Origin of the sequence: Chitinophaga sp. Hz27 (assembly GCF_042263525.1) — a bacterium.
Lineage (GTDB): Bacteria > Bacteroidota > Bacteroidia > Chitinophagales > Chitinophagaceae > Chitinophaga.
In genome coordinates this window covers 213,302-230,418 of sequence record NZ_JBHKFJ010000004.1, presented here as the reverse complement: position 1 = coordinate 230,418, position 17,117 = coordinate 213,302, and the positions used below count along the sequence as shown (strand labels likewise).

Genomic DNA, 17,117 nt, shown 5'->3' with positions numbered 1-17,117 from the left:
TCCTGCCCGTTTTTTTAACTCGCTAATACCCCACCATCCAGCGTTAGAATACTACCATTACAATAACTGCTGTCATCAGAAGCAAAGAAGATAAACGCATTCGCAACTTCCTGGGCTGTACCTAATCGATGAATAGGAGTCCTGTCTTCCCATTTCTTACGTATTTCTGTGGGCAAATTTGCTAAAAGTGGTGTATCGATATAATAAGGGCAAATGGCATTGGCGCGAATATGCTGCCCACCATATTGTGCTGCAATATTTTTTGTGAGTCCCAATACGCCATGCTTGGCGGCGGTATAAGGCACCAGCCCTGGTTCTGCCACTAATCCGGCGAGAGAGCTAAGGTTCACGATTACGCCGCCACCTTGTTTGAGGAACTGTTGCAGCTCATATTTTACACAGTAGAATTGTCCGGTCAGATTGATATCGATAATGCGTTGCCATACTTCATCCGGCATGTCATGAATGCCCGAATAGGGCCCTCCCACCCCAGCATTGTTGAGTGCAACGTCTATGCGTCCGAACTCTTTTACAGTGGCTGCTATCGCTTCTTTGACGCTGTCAGATTTACTCACATCAATTGGTACGAATGCATTTTTAGCGCCTAAGTCGGTAAGTTCTTTGAGTACTGCGCTATGATCTGCGGTGGCCAGATCAGCTATCATAACAGTTGCGCCTTCTTTAGCAGCAGCTATGGCGCAGGCTTTGCCGATACCGGAATTGCCGCCGGTAACGAAAACAACTTTATTGTCCAGCTTTCCCATGATATTATCTGTTTAGGATATATCATGTTAACACCGGAAAAGCCTGAAAGGTTATGATTAGAATTGTAGTTTAAAGCTGCCAAATACGCCGAATCTCTTGCTATTTGTATCATCGGGTAATACGCCCGGAGATACGCGCCATACGAAGTCGACACGCAGGAATTTAAAGATATTTTCGATACCGGTACCTACTTCCACATATGGATCGTGTTCCAAAGTTTTGAATGGATAACCGTTATTAAGATTCAATGCTTTGTTTTGTGCAGAGAGCGAACCGATTACGCCTTTGGCTTCCCAGAACTGGCGCCATTTCAGCTTTTTGATGAGCGGAATATAGGCGAAGATACCGTTGCCGATAGTATGTTCTACGTTGAAGCCAGCATATCGATCGCTGAGGAATTCAAAGCGATTCATCATGTTGAAGGCATACTTGTTATAGTAGTAAATTTCGTTACCTGGGTGTACTTCCAGCGAAGTATATGGCAGGTTGCCGAAGATGCGGCCGCCATAAACGTTGTAGTACAGTGTACCGAAAGGAGGGATTTTTACATAATCAGAAACACTGAGACTTACCTTGTTATATTGCTGGCTACTATTGGCGATACCAGGAATACCCAAGGCGTATTTGAATTCTACAATAGGGTATTTACTACCCAGACTATAACGATAATAATTCCCTTCCAGGAATTCTTCCTGGAATGCATAGCGGAGTTTAACTTCTACTTCTGCACTGGTGAGCGGATCGCCTTTGTCCGTCATCGACTTATATGCATCAACGGTAGGCAGTGGTGCGAAAGGTCGTACCCATTTATGTACCAGAGATACCTGGTGAGAAAATCCGCTATAATATTCTTTGAAGAACTCTACACGTTTTTCATCTACCAGCAAAAACTTCTGTGGTATACCGTTTTTACGAATAGCGAGCGTGAAAATGTTATCTGAGCCTACTTCGTCGTAATAGTGAGAGCCATTGTCCAAATCACGGGCGTAGGCACCATAGAGGTACATGCGCGGATGTTTTTTCAGGAGCCACAACGCACTTATTTTTCCTTTGTAGGCTGCGTCATTGAAACCGTATGCAAGGTAGCCGTAGAGGTATACGTTTTTGCTGAATTTCGGTGTGGTACCGAGGTCCAGCCGGAGGCGGAAACCTTCCAGGGTATTTTGTGAAAATGCATAATAGTAAGGCCCCCATTCCAGTTTTCCGAAAGGCTTGTAGCCGGTAGCGAGGAAACGGATGGTGTTAGAGTACTTCTGAAACAGTGGCATTTTCTGCAGACTATCCACCATTTTATAAATGCCAGCTTCGTTCTTGCTGAGGTCTTCCGGACGGTTATTAAGCCAGAAAGAATCCTTCTGAAAGCGTGCATTATCCAGCAGTGTTATGTTCTCTGGATATCTTTTATCAGAGAAGATGTTGGTAGCAGCCGTATCGTTGGTGATGACGTCAGAATAGGTGGTGGTTTTACGGCCTATGAAGTCAAGTGTTTTTGCCGGGTTGGGGCTAGGAGCCCAGAAATCGGCAATGAATTTATCTTTATACAGAAACCAGGTGCTGTCAGGCAGCTGTTTGAATTCCTGTACCAGACTGACTTTTCGAACGAAGTTGAGATTGGCTGCAGAAGGTACGCTGAGGGTAGTTTTATAAACGGCGTAGGTCGTATCATGTACCCAGATATCTCCGATAAACACGTTTTCGCCTTTACGTTTAGGCGTAAAGTTTAGCTTGATAAATCGTTGAGAGCTGATATATTGGGTATCTGCAATTTTATAATCGTAGTAGAAAGCGCCGCTGTTGTTGATCGGGCTTACAAATTGTTTATCGAATACGGGTATGAAGTTATCGTAGATGTTGATGTTTTGGTACATTCCGCCCAGGAACTTGTGTACGCTTTCGTTATCTATCCCTGAAGTGCGTGCCGCTTTGATGACTTCTTTTGTTTTATGAGGCTTTGCCTGGAAATAGTAATCAGATAAAGATTCAGTTAGGAAGATGGGTAGAAAAGGTTTGTCTTCCGAAGTACTATCGATATTATCTAGTATAAACGCAAATGGTTTTGTAAATCTGTTTCTGGATAATTTGTCCTTGTTAAGGTTTTTCATATCCAGTTCCAGTTTATTATAAACTTCGTATTTATAGTTATCCAGTCTGTTATAGTTATTCTCTGGTTTGTGTTTGATGATCTGGCGAAGAAGTATCAGTGCAAAGTTTACGTTGGCTTTTACTTCATGAACTTTGAGTGATACATCAGATCGGGAAACATCGAAGTTGATGGTTTGCTCTTTGAGACTGCGATTGACGGGCATTTTGGTGAGGTTGTAGCCCATTACTCGTACCTGCAGCGTATCCGCGGGTATAACATTTAATTCAAAGAGGTATTTCCCTTCCATATCACTAACCATACCTGTTTGAGTATTAGTGAATTGTAATGTGGCAAAAGGTATAATTTCCTGTGAATGCGCATCTCTGATTACTCCTTTGATCTTATATTGTTGAGCGATCAAACCTGCGGGCCAGGCTAATACAATAAAAATGGTTGCTATGATTCTTTTCCAGTCTGTCATATTCTGAGAACAATATTATAGCATTTAGCGCTAAACTTTTACTCTCCCGGATACCTTAACGTTCCAATGACAAAAAAATATATTTTGAGATATTAAAATTTAAACTAGCTTTGTATTGCAAAGTGCTTTTTATATGACAGAACACGAACATCTTCAGGCTATAACAGACATTCGTCGGATAATGGAGCGGAGTAGTCGATTTATTTCGCTAAGTGGCCTCAGTAGCATATCTGCGGGCGTTGTAGCATTAGTGGGTGCCGGTGTAGCACAGCATATGTTTAACAGTTATTATGCCCGTTGGTCTGCGAGGGGTGGTTATGATGTAAGTGACTATGTGTACTTAAGAAACGGTTTGGTTTTATTGGGTTTGGGTGTGATGGCAATGGCATTTTTACTGGGCATTTTGTTTACTTATCGTAAAGCGAGGAAGAATGGATTGCCGGTATGGGATATGACTGCGCGGAAAGTATTTATCAATGGTGCCATACCGATGGCGATAGGCGGTATATTTATCTTAGGATTACTATATAATGGAGCAGAGTGGCTTGTGGGTACTTCCTGTCTGATTTTTTATGGGCTGGCGTTGATCAATGCCAGTAAGTATACGGTGCCGGAGATACGCTATCTGGGCCTTACAGAAACAGTACTGGGATTGCTAAATCTTTTCTTTTTGGGTAAAGGGCTTTATTTTTGGGCCATTGGATTTGGCTGCTGTCACATTATTTATGGTATTTTGATGTGGTGGAAGTATGATAGAAAGGAGAATCTTCAGTCATGAATATAAACCCGATCGGTAATTTAAATAAGATTTTTGAGAGTCGTATCAGGCTGGGTGTGATGAGCATCCTGATGGTGAACGATGAGATCAACTTTAACGATCTTAAACAGATGCTGGAAGTTACCGATGGTAATCTGGCATCTCACCTGAACACGCTGGAAGAAAACGGCTATATCAAAGTTCATAAAGGTTTTATAGGACGTAAAACCAATACCACTTATGCTATTACTGCTGCCGGGGAAAAGGCTTTCAAAGGTCATCTCGCAGCATTGGAAAACATGATCCGGTTCACAAAATAATTTTTTTTGCCCTTTTACTTTGAAATACAAAGTGCTTTTAAATATAAAAAACATGGAAAACGAAATACCACAATCATCTTTCTACGACCGTTTTGCCTTTGCTATCAAGGCTATCCTGATTTTCATCCTGACACTTGTTCTGTTAATACCCATCGTTATGGTACAGGAGCTTGTAACGGAGCGTGGTACACGCTTTCGTGAGGCTGCTGCCAAAATAGGGGAAAGCTGGGGAGGACAGCAAACCATTACTGGGCCTGTACTGGCGATCCCTTTACCTAACGACAGCACTGGCAAGCATTACGCCTATCTCATGCCCCATGATCTGAAAATCAATGGAGATATCATCCCGCAATCACTGAATCGTGGTATATATAACATCAACGTATACACTGCCAACATGCAAATGAATGGTAGTTTCTCGCTGGATGACCTGCAGCAATTGAACCTTCCTCCTTCCGCCATTCAACTGGAGAAAGCGGTATTGATTGTTGGGGTCAGTGATTTAAAAGGACTGAAAGACCAGGTGCAGGTTAAATGGAACGGTCATGTATATACGATGAATGCCGGTACCCCTGCTCCTGTTTTTCATGCTGCAAAATATCATGACTCAGGAAGAGAGTATACTGTATCTACAGCAGAAACGCCTAATGAAACCTTTGCCACAGATGGCTTGCAGGCTGCCATTCCTATTGCAGCTGGCGCTGACAGCTTACTGAATTTTAGCCTGGATTTAGGTGTTAACGGATCTACCTCGGTGAACTTCTCTCCTACCGGTAAATCCACCGCAGTAGCCATGAAATCCACCTGGAAAAGCCCAAGCTTCGATGATGTATTAACCCCTAAAGACAGGGTTGTTTCTGATAGTGGCTTTTCCGTACTCTGGAAATCGCAGGACTTCAAAAGAAGTTTTCCGCAAGCATGGATCGATAATAAGTATAACATCAACAAAGATGATTTTGGCGTGAGTTTGATTACACCGGTGGATACTTATCAGCAAACCAGCAGATCTGTCAAGTATGCATTCCTGCTGATATGTCTCACTTTCTTTGTGTACTATATCGTTGAAACGGCGCAGCAACGCAGCGTTCATCCAGTTCAATATGGTTTGATTGGGGTCGCACTTTGCATCTTTTATGTGTTGCTGCTGTCTGTTTCAGAGCAGGTTGGATTTGGTCTGGCTTACCTTATTGCCAGCGTCATGACGATCGGTTTGATTACGGTGTATACCATGTCTGTGCTTACGAGACGGATAGCCATTAGCATAGGTATTGTGCTTTCCTTAATATATGGGTTTGTGTATATCATTATCAGTGCGGAAGATTATGCACTGCTGATGGGTAGCTTTGGATTGTTTATTACACTCGCCGGTATTATGTTTTATAGCAGGAAAATTAATTGGAACAATGTAAGGAAGAGTGTTGCATTAAATTCATAACCTCAGCCAGCCTGTTGCGCTGCAGTGCGGCGTAACAGGCTTTTAAAACAATGTTTTATGTATTCAGATAAAGAATCCCTGGGCAGATTTTTTCTGCGCTTTATGCTTGAAATGATGAAAACAAATCCAGTGATATTTTTTGTTTCCATCATCTCTATTGTAGCAGTTTTTTTTATCGTAAGAGAAGAGTATAAAACGTTCACAGCAAATTATATCGACAAACTGGACTAATTAGAAGCATGCTCTTTCCCTTATTGGATATTTCAGACTTTAATGGGCCATGCTGGATTATAGTTGCGGTATTTTTCTTCTTTTTCCTACTACCTATCCTTGGCAGCATTTTGCTTTTCTTTATTATCGGATTGGTATTGAGGATTATAGAACGGTTTTTAAACTAGTACCCAACCGTCTGGAATTCAGTAAATTTGTTTATCTGCATTTTTACATTTCCATTAACACTCAGTGCACAAATTGCTGCACTGCAAACAGATAGCTTTGACATGTCAAATTATTTCCAAAGAAGAGTAGCCAGTTTCGGTTATGCATTTACAGGAATTTTTTCTTTTGTAAAATCAGAACCACATGCACGCATACACGCAGTAGCTACGGTGGTTGTAATTGCCGCTGGTTGCTGGTTTCATGTAAGCAAGCAGGATTGGCTCTGGCTGATATGGGCTATGTCTATCGTTTGGATTACTGAAATGATGAATACTGTCATCGAAAAGATGATGGATCATTTATCGCCAGCTATTCATCCTACTGTGAAGTTTATTAAGGACGTGGCAGCAGGTGCTGTGCTGGTAGCGGCTTTTGCCGCAGCTATAACGGGTGCTGTCATCTTCTGGCCTTTCATCTTCCGTTAACCTGTTATCCCTATACTGTTTCACCGTTAATAGCGAAGAATCATGCAGTTTTTAAAAAATTTGTTCAGAAAGATCGGCTTGTTCGCAGAAAGGCCAAAACTTATACATATACTTTATGCATGCATTGCATTTAGTTTGTTACTGGTTACTTTTCGTATATGGTATACCGGTAGTATGTTAAGAGCCTCTTTAGTATGGAACCTTTTCCTTGCCTATATTCCTTTTGCGATGACTAATTGGATGGAAAGGAATCCTTCCGAAATAAAACATCGACTCAACTGGTATATCTGCTTTGTGGTGTGGTTGCTGTTCATTCCTAATGCGCCTTATATTATCACGGATCTATTTCACTTATTCGACGGTGGTGTGCCGGTATGGTTTGAGCTTTTCCTGATATGTTCTTTCGCTTTCAGCGGTATGTTGATGGGATATATGTCGATAAGGAGTATGGAGAAGATGTGGAGCAACAGGTATACCCGTTGGCCTGCCTGGTTGTTTAGTTTCCCAGTATTGTTCCTTAGCAGTCTGGGTGTTTATATCGGTCGTTATTTGCGTTATAATAGCTGGGATATAGTAAAAGATCCTGTTACCCTCAGTAAAGATTTAATAGCTCTATTTACCCATCCATGGGAAAACCGTCACGCCTGGGCTTTTACCATATGCATGGGCGTATTCCTAAGCCTGATGTACCCACTGGTCAAGCAACGTCTTTCTAAAGATGTGCAATAAAAAAACGGGTCTCTACATAGTAGAGACCCGTTTTAAATTTTACAGTTTCTTTCTCTTAGAAGTCAACTCCCATTCCGAAATACCAGATAGGGCTGTTTTTGAAGAAGTTCACCATTGGCCAGCCTGCATCTACACGAAGGAAATAACCTGCGATAGTAGTACGTGCACCAAATCCGTAACCTCCTACAAATGGCCCGAGGAAGCCTTCCTTGATACGGGTAACAACTCCTGTTCCGTCGTTATAGATGGCATAGTTTGCATCTTTAAACGACAGTTTCTCATTCCATGCGGTACCGATGTCCATGAAGCTGGTCAGCTGTGCATTACGCAGGAATGCTGAGTTAATTGGTTTATCAATAAATGTGGCGAAGATTGGTAATCTGAGCTCTGTGTTCAGCAACATCACGTTGTTACCATTTTTAGCATTCTGCTTATAACCACGGAGGTTTTCAGCGAGTGTCTGGTAAGCATAGTTAGCGTTGGTGCTCACAGGGGTATTCAGGTTAATCTGTGGATTTAACCAGTTGTCGATACCACCCAGGTAATAGATCATTTTACGGCTACCCCACGACATATCCATTGCAAATCTGGTAGCCCAGATGAAGTTGCGGTAGATTTTCTTGTAGTGACGGATATCCACGCCCCAGTTATAAGTAAAACGACCGTTTACTGCTGGTGCATGTGGGTTGAAGAATTCATTTAAGCCGTTATTGGTTAATTGTGAATTCAAATCTCCATAAATCTTATAACGGGTACCATTCCAGATATTGATCGCCGGATTGATGGTATTGTCATACACATACTCTATTCTTAATAAAGCATAAGTCTCTTTTAAATCTTTAAAATTCAAACTAGGCTTATCAATTGCCTGCGGCACCATTTTATCCATACGGATACCACCTTGCAAGCGAATGCTTCTCACCTGGTCGAATGGATAACGTACTTCCGCCTGATAGAGATTGGTGATCAACCTCACAGGTAAGATGGTTTGCATATTGGTAGCTGTATCTGCCCAAGGAACTCCTCCGCTCTTATCTACCTTGCGGTAATACGTGAGTTTATAGTCAAAACGTTTCTTCAGGTAAGATGCCGTGAAGAAGTATTCGGAGCCTTGCAGGCTTGAAGGAATACGGAACCCGCCACTGAATTTTATATCTTCAAACAGATCGCTTACGCCTAAACGAATTAATCCATTCACTGGATCGGTAAGACGGATAGGGCCACTTGGAGGACCGGTAAAGATCTGATACCTATTGATTAATACGGAGTTATCAATTTGAAGGATCAGGTAATCTGACGCAAATTTCAGTTTATAAGGGAACAACTTCGACGATTTCAAGACAGATTGACGTTGTCCTTGTCCGGATGATTTATCACCAAACAGCGACAAGCGATTATTATCCTTATCATCTGCTGCCAGGTTTACCAGTGTAGGCGTGCTACTGCTATTGTTGTTATTGCTGGTAGAATCAGCCGGGTCATTGGCAAATTCGTTCTGGAAGAAGTTCGGATGCGAGGTTGTATCTTTTTTAGGTGGCGCCATAAAAGTTGGCAGTCCTTGTCTGATACTATCGGCATGCATCTGGTCCTGGCGGAAATGCGTAGGACGAGCAGAAATATTACGTTTACGCAAAGTAGTGGTGTCTACTTTTAGCTTCATCAATCGCTTGATATCTGCATAACCTACTACTTCTGATACTTCTCCCTGTTCACCGGTTACTCTTGACTCCTGGATACCATAAGGGTAGTTGGAGAGTGGGAACGTATAGGTGGAGTCGTTAGTAATGATCACAGCTTCCACAGAATCCGGTGTACTGCTGCCATAGGCTGCCAGTGCGGAATCCAGCTCTTCTTTTTCAGGATTGTGCAGGATTTCAGAACCCACATAGAAGAGGGAGTCTACACCTACGTTTTGAGATTTGAAGAAGCCGGCATAACGGTTACGGATACCATTTGCATCGGAAACGAAAGTAAAGTGAGTCGTGTTATACTGCATTGGAAGACGGGCATTGCCGTACTTCATATCTGTCAGTTGCGTGATTTGTTTATCAGCGCTCTTATTCCAGTTGTCCACCATGAAGATGTTGTACGGATTACCCAGCATAGAGGTATCGGTACCACGTCCTTTAGGGCCTGGTCTGTTGGAAGAGTAGATAATCCCGCTTTTTCCAGGGAAGGCCGCAAATGATGGATCCAGATCATCATATACATCATTGGTGATCTGCTCTGTTTTAGAATTGCTGATATTATAGGTGAAGATGTCTGTATGACCGTTTTTCACGGCAGATAGCAACAGGGTGTTTTCCTGAACAGGCATGTATTTGAAGTCGATCACACGATCAAATTGAGGAAGGTCCTGGCGCAGGGTGATATGCGTGATCAGGTCATAGATCATCAGTTTTGTATGTCCTTCATGTTCATACACGACAGCCAGGCGGTTACCTTTAGGATTCCAGGCCATTTGTGGATAGTTAGGATCCATCTGGTTTGCCAGCTGCATAACGCCGCTTTTCAGCAAGACTTTCGGCTTGTTCCAGCCAAGTTGTATTTGTACTTTATAAAGACCTTTCTTGAATTCTACTACTGCGTAGGAGTTATTCTTAGGGTTGGCATTGAAACGGTAGTAATCAGCCTTGCCAATTTCCTGGGCTACGATAGTACGTCCCTTGGCAGAAGTTTTTCTACGTTTATTATCATCTGCAAAACGTTTCTGATAATAGAGCATGAAGTCCTGTGTCGCTTTTTTAGGCGTCAGGCTCAATACCTGCTCAAAACCTTTTTTCAGTCCACGGTTGATACGTGTTATGTACATAAGGTAAGGCACGGCATCTTTTCCGTATTTGGTTTCCACATAGAACCAGAAGGCATGACCAGCGAGAAGGCTGTGATCATAGGCCAGTTGGTTAAAGTTGCTGTATTTACCGGAAAGGATAATAGATTTCAGTTCTTCATCTTCTTTAGCACTCCAGTTTTCTGCAGCGTAGGCAATGAAACCGTCGGTAAACCATTTAGGGAAGTCGATCAATGCGGCATTACCGGCAAATTCGCCGATATCTTCACCAAAGAGAAGGGTTTCTAACATGATACGGGAAATACCCTGGCGGATTTGCCTGCGGAGATTATCATGATTGCCATCAAAGTAAACGATCATTTTATTACCAACCAGTTTGGTAACACCACCGGTATTCTGCCAGTCGACGCCAATCCCGATGTTGGACTGCTTCATTTCACTGAAGCTATTGTACACAACAATGTTTATGCGTTGACGTGGGGTGGTTTCCATAAACTGTTCCAGCTGAGGCAATTCTTTCTCTGCAATCTGTACCACGTATTTTCCTAATTCCAGACCTCCCTGGGAAAAATAAGTATTGAAATGCCGACTTTGGTAGTATCTCCACTTAAAATTCTTAAACTGCACACGATTCTGGCCGAATTCTACTGTATTTGTCTGGGCAAACGACACCATCGTTCCAAGTAATAGGGCTCCGTGGAATAATAACCTGGTAATAAATCTGTTCATACAGAAAGTATTGATAATTTTGGATCTGTTTAAAATTAGCTAAAAAAACGGGTATCATGATCGAACTTCACCAATTCACCTTTAGTCCCATGCAGGAAAATACCTACCTGCTTATTAACGAAAAAAAGGAATGTATAATTATAGACCCGGGTTGTTATTTTCAGGACGAAAGAAAAGAATTATTACAATATATACAAACGGAAGGTCTAATTGTTACACGGTTGCTGAATACTCACTGCCATCTGGACCACATCTTTGGTAACAAATTAGTTTCCGAAACTTATAAAGTCCGCCCTGAAATTCATCCGCAGGAACAGGTGGTCTTAGATAGGTCGCAGCAGGCTGGCGCTATGTATAACATGCCTTTTGATCCTTCTCCCATGCCCTCCAGGTACCTACAGGAAGGAGAAATCATCCAGTTTGGAAAAGAGGAACTTGAAGTAATCCTGACGCCAGGACACTCCCCGGGGAGTGTATCATTTTATTGTGCCAATCAGAAATTGTTGATTGCAGGGGATGTGTTGTTCTTCCAAAGTATAGGACGTACCGACCTTCCGGGTGGAAACCATGAAACGCTGCTGGCCAGCATCCGGGAAAAACTTTTCGTACTCCCGGACGACGTTAGGGTATTTCCAGGCCATGGGCCGGCAACCACCATTGGTTTTGAAAAGAGAAATAATCCTTTCCTGGTATAATTAACCGGGAATTAATATTTGACAGCCATCCCTATTTTCGTATAGGGATGGCTGTTTTATTATCGTAAAAACTTACCAATCACCGGCAGGCGCGCAAATTCTTTCTTTTCCATGCGTAAGATAAAGGCCAGATAACCAAAGAATAGTACTGTAGCCAGGACCAGGTTACCTACCGTGATCGCATATATGTTTTTTGGTGAGAGGAACGTAGTATTGATCCAGTTATAGATAAAATATATACCTATTGCCAATACTATATACGTAATGAGTTTAGGGAGATGATAAGCCACCGGGTAGTATTTCTGTCCCCATACATAACAAATGATCATCTGCACCAGGTAACATACAGTCGTTGCCAGGGCTGCGCCAAAGTAGCCCATAACAGGTATCCACCACCAGTTCAGGAAAAACGCCAGGCTGGCAGAAATAATGGTAATTACCGCACCTGCCCTGGTTTGGTTAGTTAATTTAAACCAGATGGTCAGGTTATAATAGATGCCCAGAAAGATATATCCCATCAGCAATACCGGCACAATGGCCAATCCTTCATAGTAGAAAGGTTTACGCAGGAAGATCTTCCAGACATTCAGGTACAAGGCTACAAAAAGGAACATGGTACATAACAGTGCCACAAATATTTTCATTATACGGGCATAAGTCCGTTGTGGATTGTCGGTTTCTGCTTGCTTAAAGAAGAAAGGCTCCGCTCCTAACTTAAACGCCTGTATGAACATATTGATTAGCATCGACAGTTTATAGTTAGCGCTATAAATGGCGATAGCTTTTTCCTGGTCTGAACGAGTACCCTTCAAATAAGTAGGCAGGAAATAGGCTCTGTCCATGGTTTCGTTCACCATGCCAGCCATCCCAACGATAATGAGTGGCAGCGAATAGGAGATCATATCTTTCCATAACACTTTGTCAAACACCCATCTGAGTTTCCTGAGTTGAGGCAGGAACATAACGAAAGTGAGGCCGCTAGCCAGCACGTTACTCAAAAAGATATAACTGACCTGTGAGTTGGTGCCTATGATATCCGGAAGCCAGTGGTAGCCTTTGGCATAAAAGTAAGGAACACCTATCAGGAAAAATACATTGAAGAATACATTGGTAATAATGTTGGCCACTCTGATGGCAGCATATTTCAATGGCCTGTTCTCATAACGGAGCTGGGCATACGGAATAGCCGTCAGGGCATCAAAGCCCATGATCATCACCAGATAAATATAGCTTTCAGGATGCGTCAATAAGCCAGCCAATTGGCCCGAATTTGAGTGAATTACGGGGTTTTGTAGCAAAAAAAGCAAAATGGTAGCGATGATAGTGCTACATATCAATGAGATCATAGAGGTACTCAGTACCATGTTCTCATTGTCTTTTTTAGCGTAACGAAAGAACGCCGTTTCCATACCGTAAGTCAATACGATATTGGCAAAAGGCACGTAAGCATACGCAATGTTCATTTCGGCTACCGCCTTATAAGTAAGTATTTGCAGATAAAACGGTGTCAGGAAATAGTTGAGCAGCTTGCTCACTATATTACTAAGGCCATAATAAATCGTTTGTCCTGCCAGGTTCTTTATGCTCAAAGCCTAAAATTTTTTGCTAAGTTATTCAAAGTTTCCGCCTCTGCGTTGCTGCTTTTTGTCAGACAAGCGCTTCTTAAACTGTATACGTTTCTCCACCATAGCTTTGGATGGTTTTGTTGCAATACGTTTCTTCCGGGGAATCAGTGCTTTGTTAATTAATTCATTGATTTTCCGGATTACTTGCTGTTTATTGCCTAACTGTGTCCGCTCTGTTTGTGATTTAACCAGCAATACACCATCAGCGTTGATTCTATTAGCAAGCTTTTCTCTAATAATTACTTGTTGCTCAGGGGTTAACAATGCAGATGCTCCAATGTCGAAGTATCCCTCCACCATTGTCTCTACTTTATTCACGTTTTGTCCTCCCTTGCCCCCACTACGCGCCGTGCGGAAACTGATCTCGGGAGTTACATCTATACTCATTACGTATTACTATAAAAATTAATAAACTAGTGCTATATTAGAAAGCAATTTATTAAAACTCGAGCTATTCATCCCTATGAAATTATTTACCTACAACCAGCAAGAAGTTATTAACAAAATCTGGATTGCTGTACTGGCAGCTATATGCTGCATGTTGGCGTATCTGATGCATACAAACGCCGCTGAAGAACAATCTAACATTTATGCCGGCATGGCGCGCACCCTGGGTGGTATTCCAATGAACTTGATAGTTTTAACGCCCATCTATGTTATCACTTTTAGCCTAGAGCTGTTTCTCCTCAAAAATAAGCACGCTCCAATAGCTGCAATCATTTGTAGCGTCATAATTGCTGGATTACTATGGTTTCAGTATAATCATAACGACTACAGAAACTATAAAAATGAACAGCTACTGAATACCGGCGTCACCTGGATAGCCTGGGTGTCGCTGATGCTATTACGTACTTATCTACTGGATAAAAAAAGCAAAACGGAATTGATCACTGCCATCATAGTTGGTAGCCTTCTCACATTGCTGCCATGGAGAAATACAATAATTTTTATGCTCTCAGACCTATATCAGACTAAATATCTGCTTTGGGTTAATTATGTATACAACTTCGCAGTTTATCCTGTGATATATTATCTGATCGTATATGTAGCAGATAATATTTCCAGTGGAGATTTTATTAAAGTACTAAAGTCAAAGATAACGGTGTTGGATAAACGTAATTATTTATTCTTTACTGTTGGATATTATGCCTTGATTCTGGCAGGCTCGGTGACGATGTCCTATGTTTGCGGGGCCAGGGGATTATACTTCAAATACTATCTAAACAATCCATTCCTCATACTTGGAGCATTGCTGGCTATAGGTATACTGGTAGTTGTTCCATATCTCCTTAAAAATATTGTGGTGGCAAGAGCACTGACCATCAACAGGCCTGAAAAAATATTACTGATATTACATTTTATTCCTATTGTCAATATTATTATCATCTCAATTTTCTTCTTTAGTGAAGATGTTAATAGCAGACAGGAAGATAATGCCAATCTATATATCGATCAACCAATGTCCAATATCAGATATGTAATCGTTTCATTGGGTGGTCTGGTGTTATTCTGCACATACATAATTGCATACAGCCGAGGTGTATACTACAATGGTGCGGTGTCTATAGCATACCTGAGTTTCAGAATGTTGATGCTGATAGTGGTTCTTAGGGTAAAATGGCCACTGTATATACTCTGCGGGTTGTCTATCCTTTCTACTTTTATAGTTAGCTATCACAGCATAGGTGGACTGATAATTATGCAGGCTATTCTTTCTTTCCATTTCATGATGGAGATATTTCATCCTGCTCTTTATAATGAAGATGCAGCAATTTATCATAGAGATACAGCAGTAATAGGTGAAGATCTGCTTGCCGGTATTGATTGATCTGTTTCTCTCTTAAATATTATAACAGCACAATTCTTCAAACTATTGTCTATTTCTTCCTATGAAATTATTTACTACCAATCAGCTAAGGGTTATTGATAAAATTTGGATTCCAATACTATTAGCTGCTGCGTTGGCTGCTGGCTATATTGTGTTGAGGAATTATGGTGACATAATGAGCTATAGTAGTGGATATGGCACCAGGCTTTTTAGCAACTTCCGTGGCCCTTTGATCATCTTTCTGCCTATTCTATATTTAACCTATAACCTGGAATTTTTTATTCTGGAGAATAGGCATAGATTTTCTATTGCTATCGCTAGTTTCATCCTATTAGGAGGAGCATGGGGGTACTTTGAAAAGGTGTCCACTACTGCGCTTTCTATTACGAAGAGTGAAATAATTACTGCACTTCTGCTGTTCGTGTTACTGCTGATGCGGAACTTTGCATATGAGAAGAAAGATAAAAATAATGCGATTGTGGCGATTGCTATGGCGGCAGTATTTACGATTATTCCTTACAGTGAATCAGTATTTAATTTTATGCTTCAACGGTTCCTGTATCAGGAAAGCGGCTTCGCAGAATTTGTTTACGGAAATCTACTTGTTCCAGTAATCTATTATTTGATATTGTTCATAGGCGATAATGTGTCAGATGTATTGTCAGGTAAGGATTACATCAATACAATAAGATCTAAATTAACCGTAATGGATAAACGCACTTACTTGTTTTTATTCATCGGTCTTTATAGTTTAATGCTTCCTGCCGGAAAAGTATGCGCACATATATTTGCACTTGGTGGCATGCGCGAAATTCAAAAGTTTTTTGTTAGTGATGTGTTTGTATTGATCCGATTTTTATTTAGCCTGGGAGTAATATTGCTTGTTCCGTTAATCCTGAAAAATATTATTGTTGCAAGAAGCCTTACAATCAACAGTCCTGGGAAAATATGGTTCCTGCTTCACTTTATCCCTGTTGTCAATATTATCCCTGTCATTCGCAGTTTTTCTGCGCCGGATGTGCATGCCTCAGCTGGTGAAAACGGCGTCAGTTATATGAAGCAGCCAATGTCTGTATTAAGATATGTGATGACCGGACTAGGAGTTGCTATCCTGGTATACCAGATGATTATCCTGGATGCAACTATGAATAATGATATATCAATATTTTATGCACTTGCGTTTATCCGTATTATCTTATATATAGTGATATTTAAAAAAGAATTTCCTGCGTTTTTGCTGCCTGCAATTTCTGTAGCAATAGTAATATTTAGCAGGGATTTTGGAGTTGTATTTGGAGGTATTACTATTATGATGGAAGCATTTGCTGTTCAATATCTTCTTGAAATATACCACCCTTCACTGGAAGATGCTGATGCAGAAATTTACCTGAAGGAAGAAACGGCCATTGGAGAAGATCTAGTTGTGGATATGAACTGATTCCATTAATTTTCCATGAAAAAGGAAAATTAATGAGAGCTGTAATACAAAGAGTTAGTCGCGCTTCTGTGACAGTGGAAGGTGCTGTTACCGGCGCTATTGAAACTGGATTGCTGGTATTGTTGGGCATAGAAGATGCTGACACTGATGAGGATATTCACTGGCTGAGCAGCAAAATCGTTAACCTGCGGATTTTCAATGATGATGCAGGGGTGATGAATGTTTCCGTTAAAGATGCCAACGGCGACATATTGCTGGTCAGCCAGTTTACTTTACATGCATCTACGAAAAAAGGCAACAGGCCCTCCTATCTCCGTGCCAGCAAGCCTGATTTTGCCATCCCAATGTATGAAAAGATGATAGCCAGATTAGAACAAGACATGGAAACCACTATTCAACGCGGTATTTTTGGCGCTGATATGAAAGTAGAATTGTTAAATGATGGCCCTGTAACCATAATTATTGATACGCAAAACCGAGAATAATTTTTCTTCACTCCCCTGTAACTTTTGGTTTGTGACCCCGTTTTAAATTCATACATAGATTGGCTGCTGTTGCGGATGTGAGCTTATCAAGCT

At 41.4% G+C, this 17,117-nt stretch carries 15 protein-coding genes; 10 read left to right on the top strand and 5 right to left on the bottom strand.

The window, feature by feature from the left end; all coding sequences use genetic code 11:
- Positions 1-14: 14 nt before the first annotated feature.
- Together ACE38W_RS10460 and ACE38W_RS10455 are read right to left on the bottom strand one after the other, a co-directional pair.
- Positions 15-764 carry an SDR family NAD(P)-dependent oxidoreductase gene (locus tag ACE38W_RS10460; protein WP_375830663.1) on the bottom strand — a complete coding sequence of 250 codons (750 nt, stop codon included), beginning with the start codon at positions 762-764 and terminating at the stop codon, positions 15-17.
- 57 nt (positions 765-821) lie between these two features.
- Complete coding sequence (locus tag ACE38W_RS10455) at positions 822-3,329, bottom strand: DUF5686 family protein (RefSeq protein WP_375830661.1); 2,508 nt, start codon at positions 3,327-3,329, stop codon at positions 822-824.
- Between the two features lie 133 nt (positions 3,330-3,462).
- On the opposite strand from ACE38W_RS10455, the gene ACE38W_RS10450 reads away from it, so the two are divergent.
- From ACE38W_RS10450 to ACE38W_RS10425, 6 genes are all read left to right on the top strand, one after another.
- On the top strand, positions 3,463-4,107 hold the full coding sequence (locus tag ACE38W_RS10450) for a hypothetical protein (RefSeq protein WP_375830659.1): 645 nt from the start codon (positions 3,463-3,465) through the stop codon (positions 4,105-4,107).
- A complete protein-coding gene (locus tag ACE38W_RS10445; RefSeq protein ID WP_375830658.1) occupies positions 4,104-4,406 on the top strand; it encodes a winged helix-turn-helix domain-containing protein in 303 nt (100 codons plus the stop codon). The genes ACE38W_RS10450 and ACE38W_RS10445 overlap by 4 nt, the downstream gene beginning before the upstream one ends.
- Before the next feature lie 52 nt (positions 4,407-4,458).
- The gene (gene creD, locus ACE38W_RS10440) at positions 4,459-5,841 is read left to right on the top strand and encodes a cell envelope integrity protein CreD (protein WP_375830656.1); all 1,383 of its coding nucleotides are present in this window, start codon (positions 4,459-4,461) and stop codon (positions 5,839-5,841) included.
- Between the two features lie 57 nt (positions 5,842-5,898).
- Positions 5,899-6,072, top strand: coding sequence for a hypothetical protein (locus tag ACE38W_RS10435; RefSeq protein ID WP_375830655.1), 174 nt, complete (start codon positions 5,899-5,901; stop codon positions 6,070-6,072).
- A 269-nt stretch (positions 6,073-6,341) separates the two neighbouring features.
- Positions 6,342-6,704 (top strand): diacylglycerol kinase family protein, encoded by a 363-nt coding sequence (locus ACE38W_RS10430; protein ID WP_375830653.1) that lies wholly within the window; start codon positions 6,342-6,344, stop codon positions 6,702-6,704.
- A 174-nt stretch (positions 6,705-6,878) separates the two neighbouring features.
- Positions 6,879-7,433: a DUF1361 domain-containing protein gene (locus tag ACE38W_RS10425; RefSeq protein ID WP_375830651.1), complete on the top strand. Its 555-nt coding sequence runs from the start codon at positions 6,879-6,881 to the stop codon at positions 7,431-7,433.
- A 55-nt stretch (positions 7,434-7,488) separates the two neighbouring features.
- On the opposite strand, the gene ACE38W_RS10420 is transcribed toward ACE38W_RS10425, so the two are convergent.
- On the bottom strand, positions 7,489-10,953 hold the full coding sequence (locus ACE38W_RS10420) for a hypothetical protein (protein ID WP_375830649.1): 3,465 nt from the start codon (positions 10,951-10,953) through the stop codon (positions 7,489-7,491).
- A 56-nt stretch (positions 10,954-11,009) separates the two neighbouring features.
- On the opposite strand from ACE38W_RS10420, the gene ACE38W_RS10415 reads away from it, so the two are divergent.
- Positions 11,010-11,648: an MBL fold metallo-hydrolase gene (locus ACE38W_RS10415; protein WP_375830647.1), complete on the top strand. Its 639-nt coding sequence runs from the start codon at positions 11,010-11,012 to the stop codon at positions 11,646-11,648.
- A 59-nt stretch (positions 11,649-11,707) separates the two neighbouring features.
- Here ACE38W_RS10415 and ACE38W_RS10410 read toward each other — a convergent pair whose 3' ends face one another.
- Positions 11,708-13,237, bottom strand: a complete 1,530-nt coding sequence (locus ACE38W_RS10410; protein WP_375830644.1) for a lipopolysaccharide biosynthesis protein — start codon at positions 13,235-13,237, stop codon at positions 11,708-11,710.
- Positions 13,238-13,258: 21 nt separating this feature from the next.
- Positions 13,259-13,660 (bottom strand): alternative ribosome rescue aminoacyl-tRNA hydrolase ArfB, encoded by a 402-nt coding sequence (gene arfB, locus ACE38W_RS10405; RefSeq protein WP_375830642.1) that lies wholly within the window; start codon positions 13,658-13,660, stop codon positions 13,259-13,261.
- A 76-nt stretch (positions 13,661-13,736) separates the two neighbouring features.
- On the opposite strand from arfB, the gene ACE38W_RS10400 reads away from it, so the two are divergent.
- The 3 genes from ACE38W_RS10400 to dtd all read left to right on the top strand — a co-directional run bounded on the left by ACE38W_RS10400 (position 13,737) and on the right by dtd (position 17,024).
- Positions 13,737-15,101: a hypothetical protein gene (locus ACE38W_RS10400; protein WP_375830641.1), complete on the top strand. Its 1,365-nt coding sequence runs from the start codon at positions 13,737-13,739 to the stop codon at positions 15,099-15,101.
- A 61-nt stretch (positions 15,102-15,162) separates the two neighbouring features.
- Positions 15,163-16,539, top strand: a complete 1,377-nt coding sequence (locus ACE38W_RS10395; protein WP_375830639.1) for a hypothetical protein — start codon at positions 15,163-15,165, stop codon at positions 16,537-16,539.
- Positions 16,540-16,571: 32 nt separating this feature from the next.
- The gene (dtd, locus tag ACE38W_RS10390; RefSeq protein ID WP_375830637.1) at positions 16,572-17,024 is read left to right on the top strand and encodes a D-aminoacyl-tRNA deacylase; all 453 of its coding nucleotides are present in this window, start codon (positions 16,572-16,574) and stop codon (positions 17,022-17,024) included.
- The last annotated feature ends 93 nt before the right edge of the window (positions 17,025-17,117 follow it).